The sequence below is a fragment of the Deinococcus cellulosilyticus NBRC 106333 = KACC 11606 genome (assembly GCF_007990775.1).
Taxonomy (GTDB): domain Bacteria; phylum Deinococcota; class Deinococci; order Deinococcales; family Deinococcaceae; genus Deinococcus_C; species Deinococcus_C cellulosilyticus.
Map to the genome: position 1 here is coordinate 187,854 of NZ_BJXB01000009.1, position 8,690 is coordinate 196,543.

Consider the following 8,690-nt stretch of genomic DNA (forward strand, 5'->3'; position numbering starts at 1 on the left):
AGTTGGGACAGGGTTCTTCCACAGTGGCTCTATTCTACCCGGATTGAAAAGTCAATCCCTCCTGCTGAGCAGTTACGTTTTCCCCAGACATAAAGTACACCCTCCAGATCTCCAGAGGCTTTTGAGGTGCGGGCCTAATGGTGAATTGCAGGGTCAGGGCCACTGCTGTGGTTTCACAGTACAAAATGTGTTCAATGCTCTCTGAAGCAGGAACAAGCAGCTGAAAGGTACTTTCAGCTCGTGTTTGAAGTGCTCTGGAAGGGGACTGATCAAGCAAACAGTTGGTGGGATAATAATAGGGATCGGTGGTGTCCCCTTGCACAGAGCACGTCTGAGAACGCTCTGGCACGTCGCACAGATTCGCCCCTGTGTGGATGTCGAGGTCTTTTCGGGTGGTGGTGGCTCCACTGTTCACCACAGACACATGATCTGGAGCATACTGCACCTGATCGTATGAACTGTTTCCAGAACAGGTGTCTTTGGTCCAGAACACCTTGTTCAATTGGTTGGCATTCAGGGAAACCATTTTCTGGCAGTCGTTGTAACTGTAGGCCACCAGAAGGGCATCTTGAATCCGATACAGGGCATCAAGGTGGGCCTCTGGGTGCATCTTCCAGGTCTGTCTGCCCTGATGGAGACCCTGCTCATCCACGACATAGAGTTTTTGCTGGTAGACCAGAATGGCTTGAACGCTTTTCTGAAGGGTGGCATGGGTGCCTTTCCCATAAGCTTTCAAGTTCCCGGCCCGATCGACATAATAAATTTTGTTGTTCAACAGGTAGATTCCAGAGAAGTGCAGGTAAGAGTCTGAGAAAGGAACAGGTGTAGGGGTTGGGGGTGATGGGAGGGATACCAGTCCAAATGCGCATCCCAACCACCCCCACAAGACCAGAGGGATTGTGCTTTTAAGGGCAAAACAATACATATGTACTCACTAGAAACTGAAGTATTGCAGACGATGCTGCAGTCACCAACCCTGTGATAATGCTCTGTCCATTCAACACAAACCCCAGATTCCCATGCAGTGATGCACCGTCACGGAGGGAAGAGCGACCATTCAGGGAGACCACATCCTGTGAGGTGATCCCACGCAGCAACTGGTCCTGTAAGGTCTGGGCCTGAACGGCATTCACCTGCTCTGAAGTCTTTTCAGCTGGAGGTGCTGGCGCAAACCAATTGCAGGCGGAAAGTGCAGCTGCACCAAAAAAAGGAAGGAAAATACCATACTTTGATCGATATATCATAGGCCCCCTTATTCTGTGATCCTGTTCAGGACACATCAATAGAATATCAAAGAAAATACTGCTCAAGACACAATAAATTGTGCACGCCCGTATCCATGCCAATACATCAGGGATTTCCCTTAAAGCATCAGGTGGTCATGATTTCATCCATGTGGCTTATGGGGAGGTGAAAGGGTTTCCGCTTCTCGCTGCACGTCAATGGAACATCAAAAGAATCCAAGAAAATATTGGCATATGTGATGATGCTGTTCTTTTTGACATCAAGTCAAGTGATGGCACTTTCTTTCATTCAGAGGAAAACAGATCAGGACCAGATGCAGCCCATTGCAGGCAGAAAACGCCAAAAGAGGAAGTCACTGAGTGAACTTCCTCTGAACGTAAAGTGTTCCTCAATCCGTTGCCAGGGGCCTGCGCAGTTTCAGCTGGTTTCGGGCAGAGACCACAATTCCTGTGACCAGCACACCCATCACCAGTAGCAGTCCACCGCCAGAGTAAAGAATGGGGCTGCTCGGATTCAGGATGGATTCGTCTCTGAGGGCCTGCCAGACCAGAAGGCCCATGAGGCCCAGGTATCCTGCCGCGCCCACCAGCAGAAGCTGGATGCGTTGACGGTCCTGCAGCCACCTTCTGCGCAGTCCAATCAGGAAGAGGGCGAGGAGGGGCATCACCTGCAGGGCGTGGGTCCCGATGAAGTGGGCAATGCGCAGGTCGCCGTGTTCGGTGCTCCAGCCAACGATGGGAAGTCCTTTGCCTCCATCTTTCAACACGCCAACCGTGTGAGCGCCGATCAGGTCAAGTTGCTGACCTGCCTGCAGGGCCTGTTGTTGGAGGGGGTTGGGAGAGGCCATCAGGTAGCCTTCCATGAACCCGACCAGGGACAGGATGAGGCCCAGACGGATGCTCCAGGTGACCACAGGGTTTGAGGTGCGCTGGAACAGCACCAGCACTGCAGCCACAAAACTGAGCACCCAGAAGACCGAGATCATGCTTCCCATGGCTCCCCAGATGATGGTGTCGAAGGAGGTGGACACGTTGAAATGGGAGGGCACACCCCGCACGGTCTGAATCACGATCAGGATCACTTCCAGGACCAGAATGACACTGGTCGCCCTGAAAAGGCCCCGGACCAGTTTTGCTTTCTGGGGCAGAACGGTGGTCACCCAGTTGAGGGTGTAGGCGTAAAGAAAAAGTGAAATGGCAAATTTGAGGGTTTTGCTCCAGGCAGGTGCGCCCAGGATCTGTCTGGGGTCTACAAAGAGGCCCACTGCTGCAATCAGCACCAGAATCAGCGAGGCACCGGACACCCATTTCAGGGTTCTGGAGGATCGAATCTGGGGGTGGGAAGTCATGACACCACGTCCCTGGAGGTGAGAAATGGGGTGGACTTGCAGCAATCGGTGGGTGCAGATGTGTTGTTCATGAGGACATTCTGGATCTGTTCGGGACAATTTTCCTCATGCGAAAGGCAGGGGTTTTTCTCCTCCTAAAGGTGGAGAAGTTTAAGGACTTCAGTTTCCTGTTCTGCCTTTTGCCCCTGGTGCCACAAGAACAGGCCAGAATAAGGGATTTCCCTGAGTCAAAACAAGGCATGATTCCCGGGAATTCCTGCATCAGGAAATCTTTCTGAGAGACCCATCCTGACATAATGGTGACATTATGCATGCGGATGCCCTGCTCGGTGCCTTTCTTGACCTGACCCCCGACTGGATTGCAGTCCATGACCTGCAAGGCAGGCCGGTGCTGATCAGTTCAGCTTATGTCAGGGCAATGGGTCAAACTGCAAACAAAAGGTCAGGGCAGACCCCGTTCAACTGTCCCGAAGCATTTCACGATCTTCCTGTCTTTGAATGGAAGATCGGAACACCTTCTCCTGCCCTTCAGACCTTGCTCTCTGAGGTCCAGGTGGAGCTCGAAGGAAACCTTCACGTGCTGCAAGCCACACGGATGCTGCTGAAAGATCACGCTGGACGGCCCTGGGGCACGCTCTGTTATGCCCATGAAGTCACCCGTGAACGCACCATGGAAGAAGCCCTTGAGGAGCAACATGAGTTTCTGAGGAACATCCTGGACAGCGATCCCAGCCTGATTTTTGTCAAGGACAGTGAAGGACGGTTCACACTGGTCAATCAGGCAATGGCCGACCTGTACCAGCAGACCCCAGAAAGCATGCTTGGAAAAACTGTAGGGGACATCAACCCCAACGCAAAGGATGTGGAACGTTTCGAGGCCCAGGACCGTGAGGTCCTGCAGCACAAAGAGGCCCGAAAATTCCCACCTTTCCTGATCACAGATGCAAAAGGACAAAGGCGCTGGCTTTACACCACCAAACAGCCTGTGTACCGCAGAGGAAAGCCTCTGGATCTGGTTCTGGGGGTGACCTCTGACCTGACCCATCTGCACGAAACCCAGCATGCCCTGCAGACCAGAGAGACCGAATATCGAACCCTTCTGGAGCAGGCAGAGCGCAAAGCCCGAGAACTGACCCTGCTGAACCAGGTGCAGGAGGCCATTGCCAACAAACTGGAGCGCTCTGCCCTCTATGACGCGGTGGTGGAAGCCATCGCGGAGCAACTGGGCTACACCCTGGTGATCATGACCGTCCCTGAGGGAGACCGTATTTTGCGGGTGGCTTACCGGGGGTACGAAGATTTGCCCCTCACCGTGCCTGCTGAGGGCAGTGCTGCCGGGTGGTCGCTGCGCACAGGAAAGGCCCTCCTGATCGAAGATGTTCAGGGGGCAACAGATTACGTGGAAGCCATGCCAGGGGTGCGGTCCTGCATCAGTGTTCCCGTGTTCTCAGGGCAGCGGGTCGTGGGCGCTCTGGTGGTGGAAAGCAAAAATCGCCCTCTTGAACAGCAGGACCTGAACCTGATCCAGCGGGTGTCCGAACAGTTGCGGATTGCCCTGGAAAATGCAGAGCTGCATGAAAAAACCAGACGGGATCTGGTCCGGGCACAGGCCCTGTATCAGGTCAGCCAGACGTTGCACCACCAGGGCACCCAGGAAGCCTTGCTGGAGCAAATCTGCCAGAGCGTCATGCAGGCCATGCCTGCCCGCTGGTGCCTGATCTACATCATGAATTTCGAGCAACAGAGCGTGGACTTTGCAGCCAGCACAGCACAGGATGCAGCTCCTCTGCCCATCATTCCCTTTCATGAGCTGAATGCAGGTCTCACAGGCTGGGTCCTGCGGGAACACCGTCCCACCCTTTCCCTGAAAGGCGTGCCAGATGAAAGAGAAGGGGCGGAAGTACAGGAACACCGCGCAAAAAGGGACATTGGTTCACTGATTGTGGTGCCCCTGATTTATCAGGGCAAACCCATGGGAACCCTCACGGCACTGAACAACATGCAGGACCCGGACTACACCGAGAGCGATGTGGACTGGTTGATGAGCATTGGCAATCAGGTGGCCCTTGCCCTGGCACAACGGCAACTCATCGACCAGATTCAGCATCTGGCCTACCATGATCCCCTGACCAACCTGCCCAACCGTCTGCTGTTCGAGGAGCAACTCAAACAGGCGATTGCACGTGCGAAACGCCTTGGGACAAAACTGGCCCTGCTCTTCATCGACCTCGATGGGTTCAAGAATGTGAATGACACGCTGGGCCACCACATTGGGGACCTGTTGCTGCACACCCTCAGCCAGCGGTTCAAGGAACGCACCCGTGAGAGCGATTCTTTTGCCCGCATGGGCGGAGACGAATTCGCCATGATCCTCAATAACCTGCGGGACCCTGCAGATGCTGTGCAGGTGGCACAGGAGTTTCTGGACCTGCTGCGCGCCCCTTTTCACATCAACATGCACGAGCTCTTCATCTCGGCCAGCATCGGGATCAGTGTATTTCCAGACAACGGAGAGGACGTCAGCACCCTGCTGAGGCATGCGGACACCGCCATGTACCGGGCCAAGGCCTCAGGGAAAAACGACATCAAGAGCTTCACCCCGGAACTGGCAGAAAAGGCCAGAGAGCGGCTTTCACTGGAAACAGAACTGAGATATGCCCTGCAGAGGGGTGAATTTCAGCTGTACTACCAGCCGATCAAAGACCTGCAAACCCTGGAAACCGTGGGGCATGAGGCCTTGCTGCGCTGGATTCACGCCGAGCGTGGGTTCATCCCACCCGACCGTTTCATCCCCGTGGCCGAGGAATCTGGCCTGATCACCGCCCTGGGGGCCTGGGTGATCCATGAAGCCTGCAGGCAAAATGCCGAATGGCAACGGATGGGCAGGCCTCCTGTGCGGGTCGCCGTGAACATCTCCATGATCCAGTTCGCCACCTCCAGCTTTGTGAAAACCGTCAAAAGTGCCCTGCAAACCAGCGGGCTGGGAGTGGAGTGGCTGGAACTTGAAGTCACCGAGAGCGTGGTGATGCACGACGTGAAGATGGTCAAAGAACGCCTCAGTGAGCTCCGGGACCTTGGGGTGAGGATCTCCATCGATGACTTCGGGACAGGATATTCATCTCTGAAGTACCTGCAGGAATTGCCCATCGACACCCTGAAGATCGACCGTTCCTTTGTGAATGCTGTTCAGTCTGGGTCCAGTGATGCTCCACTGGTCCGCACCATCATCCTGATGGCCCAGAGCCTGGGGCTCAATGTGGTTGCAGAAGGCGTAGAGACCGTGGACCAGCTGGTGTACTTGCAGTCTCTGGGATGCAGCGAAGCGCAGGGATACCATTTTTCCAGACCGCTTCCTCCATCGCAATTGTGAACAATCGTAATGATCCTCTGAACATTTGATCCATCCTGCAGAAAAGCCTAGAGTGAAGGCATGCAGAACCAGGACGATCTGGCGGTGCAGGTGGCCCGCCTGTACTACTACCAGAACCTCACCACTGAAAAAATTGCAGAAGAACTCGGACTGTCGAGGCCCAAAGTCAGCCGCCTTCTGACCCATGCCAAGAAAAACGGACTGGTGGAAATCCGCATCCACGACCCCCGCGAGCCCACCCGCACCCTGGAAGGCCTGCTGAGGGAACACTTTCAACTGGAGAGGGTGCACGTCATTCCCACACCCGAAAACGCCAACGAGGCAGAATGCATGCGCCGGGTTGCCATGTACGCAGCCAACCACATGGGCATGCTGATTCAGCCTGGAATGACCGTGGGGATTGCCTGGGGTACCACCCTCAATGCCGTATCACAGCACCTCATTCCCAAACCCATCCCCGGGGTCACACTGGTGCAACTGAATGGTTCTGGCACCCCCACCAACTTCATGAGTGATCACGCTCTGGGTCTGCTGCAACGCTTCGGAGACAACTATCAGGCCTCGGTGAATCCCTTCCCGATTCCAGCCTTTTTTGACTATTCAGAGACCAAACAGGCCCTGTGGCGTGAACGCAGCATCAGACGCGTTCTGGACCTGCAACAGCAGGCAGACCTGTTGCTGTACTCCATTGGCAGCGCAAAAGCCAGCGTGCTCAGTTACGTGTATGCTGCCAATTATCTGGACCCCCAGGATTTGAAGGACATGCAGCAGATGAACGTGGTCGGAGACATTGCCACGGTGTTCTTCCGGGAGGATGGCAGTTTCGATGGCATCCCCCTGAACGACCGGGCCAGTGGACCGGACCTCAGCCTCTTCAAAAACCGCAAAGGGGCCGTATGCATTGTTGCAGGAGAAAGCAAGGCCCTGGCCCTCTGGGGTGCACTCAGGGGACGTCTGATGAGTGAACTGATCGTGGATGACAAAACGGTCCGCAAAGTTCTGGGGTACGGAGGGGTGGTTTGATGGGGCTTTGCCCAGGGCAGAAAGCAAAAGGCTGAAGGCTTTTGAGGATGTAGCATAAGCCTTTCTGCTTTCACACCCCAACGGCAGGTCCTGGGTTCCACACCCCAGCCTGAGCTGTCCTTTTCGCATATTCCGAGAAATCCCGAGCAGGGCGACGGAGCACACGCTCCACTGTATCGGTGGTTGGCGTATTCCTGCCGTCCAGGACCTCAGTGAACAGTTCATGCATCAAAGCCACCATTTCTGGAGGCCAGCCCTGTTGTTGCAAGGCCCCCACGAAAACCTCGATGGGAATCGGGTGGTATTCAATTGGGCGGCCCGTGGCGAGGGCAATTTCCTGGGTGGCTTCTGCAAAAGTCAGGGCACGGGGGCCGGTCACTTCCAGCACCTCACCTGTGCAATGGTCCGAGAACAAGGCAGTGACGGCCACAGAGGCGATGTCTTCTGCGTCTATGAAGGGATCGGGAGCCGTGCCCTCGGGGAGCAGCACTTTTCCAGAGTGGATGCCGTCCAGCAGGAAGCTTTCGCTGAAGTTCTGCTGGAAGAAACTGGCCCGCACCACCGTCCAGCGGACACCAGAAGTTTGCAGGGCCTGTTCTGCTCTCAATGCCCCATCTTCTCCCCTGCCTGAGAGGAGCACCAGTCGGTCCACGCCATGCTTAAGGGCTTCTTCGGCAAAAGCTGCAATGGCCGGAGCGGCCTGGGGAATGCCGAGGTCCGGGGAATAGGTGAGGTAGGCCCTCTTGACCCCTTGCAGCACAGAGGACCAGTTTTCGGGCTTCTCCCAGTCGAAAGGGTGAGGACCAGAACGGGAGGTGCTGCGCACCTCATGACCGAGGGTTTGAAGTTGCTGCACCACCCGTCTGCCGGTTTTGCCGGTGCCACCAATGACCAGAATGGGCTGTCCAGATGGAACGTTCAGTTCATTTGACATGCAAACCTCCAAAACATGAGGAATACTCACGTTTGAAAAACATGATAAATCCTCATATTCTGGATGTCAATGGCAGACTCCGGAACCCCCCCCACCCCTGGCCCACAGGTTCGCCGCATCCCCACCCAGCGTCGCAGCATTGAACGGGTGGAACGCATCCTCAATGTTGCGAGGCAGTTGATCGCAGAGCAGGGCAGCCTCAACCTGCGCATGAGCGAGGTGGCTGAAAAAGCAGAAATCTCCATCGGGTCCCTGTACCAGTACTTTCCAGACCGGGGCTCCATCATTGGTGCGCTCGCAGAACACTACAATGCCGAAGGTCGCAAGTGCGTGGAACGCGAACTCTCCCAGGTTCACTCGATGGCAGACCTCAAAGCAGCGTTTGAGACCATCGTTGATGAGTACCACCAGATGTACCTTGATGAACCGGTCATGCGAGACCTCTGGGGAGCCACCCAGGTGGACCCCCAGTTGCAAGCCCTGGACGCTGCTGACATGCAGTCCCACACCGAAATGATGCAAAAAGTCCTGCTGCGCCTTTTTCCAGATCAGTCTGAAACTGAACTTCAGCGGGTGTCTCTGCTGACCATGCAACTGACCGCCACCGCAGTGAGGCTTACCCTGACGCTGGACGAGGAAGAAGGCAGGGCACTGCTCAGGACCTACAAGAAACTTGTGCTGGACAACCTGATGGCCGTGTGCACAGCCCCATGAGATAAACCCTACTGCTCGCCCGCATTGTTCAATGGTCAAAATGGCTGAACTGAGTG

Annotated in this window: 7 protein-coding genes; 4 read left to right on the forward strand and 3 right to left on the reverse strand. The window is 55.3% G+C overall.

All coding sequences use genetic code 11. From position 1 onward, the window contains the following. Nucleotides 1–34: 34 nt before the first annotated feature. Complete coding sequence (locus DC3_RS11975; RefSeq protein WP_146884610.1) at nucleotides 35–775, reverse strand: hypothetical protein; 741 nt, start codon at nucleotides 773–775, stop codon at nucleotides 35–37. Nucleotides 776–1,323: 548 nt separating this feature from the next. Here DC3_RS11975 and DC3_RS11980 point away from each other — a divergent pair. Beyond that, complete coding sequence (locus DC3_RS11980) at nucleotides 1,324–1,608, forward strand: hypothetical protein (RefSeq protein WP_146884611.1); 285 nt, start codon at nucleotides 1,324–1,326, stop codon at nucleotides 1,606–1,608. Between the two features lie 25 nt (nucleotides 1,609–1,633). On the opposite strand, the gene DC3_RS11985 is transcribed toward DC3_RS11980, so the two are convergent. Further along, on the reverse strand, nucleotides 1,634–2,593 hold the full coding sequence (locus tag DC3_RS11985; RefSeq protein ID WP_146884612.1) for a hypothetical protein: 960 nt from the start codon (nucleotides 2,591–2,593) through the stop codon (nucleotides 1,634–1,636). Between the two features lie 307 nt (nucleotides 2,594–2,900). Between DC3_RS11985 and DC3_RS11990 the strand changes: the two genes are divergently transcribed. Next, a complete protein-coding gene (locus tag DC3_RS11990) occupies nucleotides 2,901–5,963 on the forward strand; it encodes an EAL domain-containing protein (RefSeq protein WP_146884613.1) in 3,063 nt (1,020 codons plus the stop codon). 60 nt (nucleotides 5,964–6,023) lie between these two features. Further along, nucleotides 6,024–6,986, forward strand: coding sequence for a sugar-binding transcriptional regulator (locus DC3_RS11995; protein ID WP_146884614.1), 963 nt, complete (start codon nucleotides 6,024–6,026; stop codon nucleotides 6,984–6,986). A 70-nt stretch (nucleotides 6,987–7,056) separates the two neighbouring features. Here the strand turns inward: DC3_RS11995 and DC3_RS12000 are convergent, their stop codons facing one another. Continuing rightward, complete coding sequence (locus tag DC3_RS12000) at nucleotides 7,057–7,920, reverse strand: NAD(P)H-binding protein (protein ID WP_146884615.1); 864 nt, start codon at nucleotides 7,918–7,920, stop codon at nucleotides 7,057–7,059. A gap of 69 nt (nucleotides 7,921–7,989) precedes the next feature. Here DC3_RS12000 and DC3_RS12005 point away from each other — a divergent pair, with 69 nt between their 5' ends. After that, on the forward strand, nucleotides 7,990–8,634 hold the full coding sequence (locus DC3_RS12005) for a TetR/AcrR family transcriptional regulator (protein ID WP_222594752.1): 645 nt from the start codon (nucleotides 7,990–7,992) through the stop codon (nucleotides 8,632–8,634). Nucleotides 8,635–8,690: the final 56 nt, after the last annotated feature.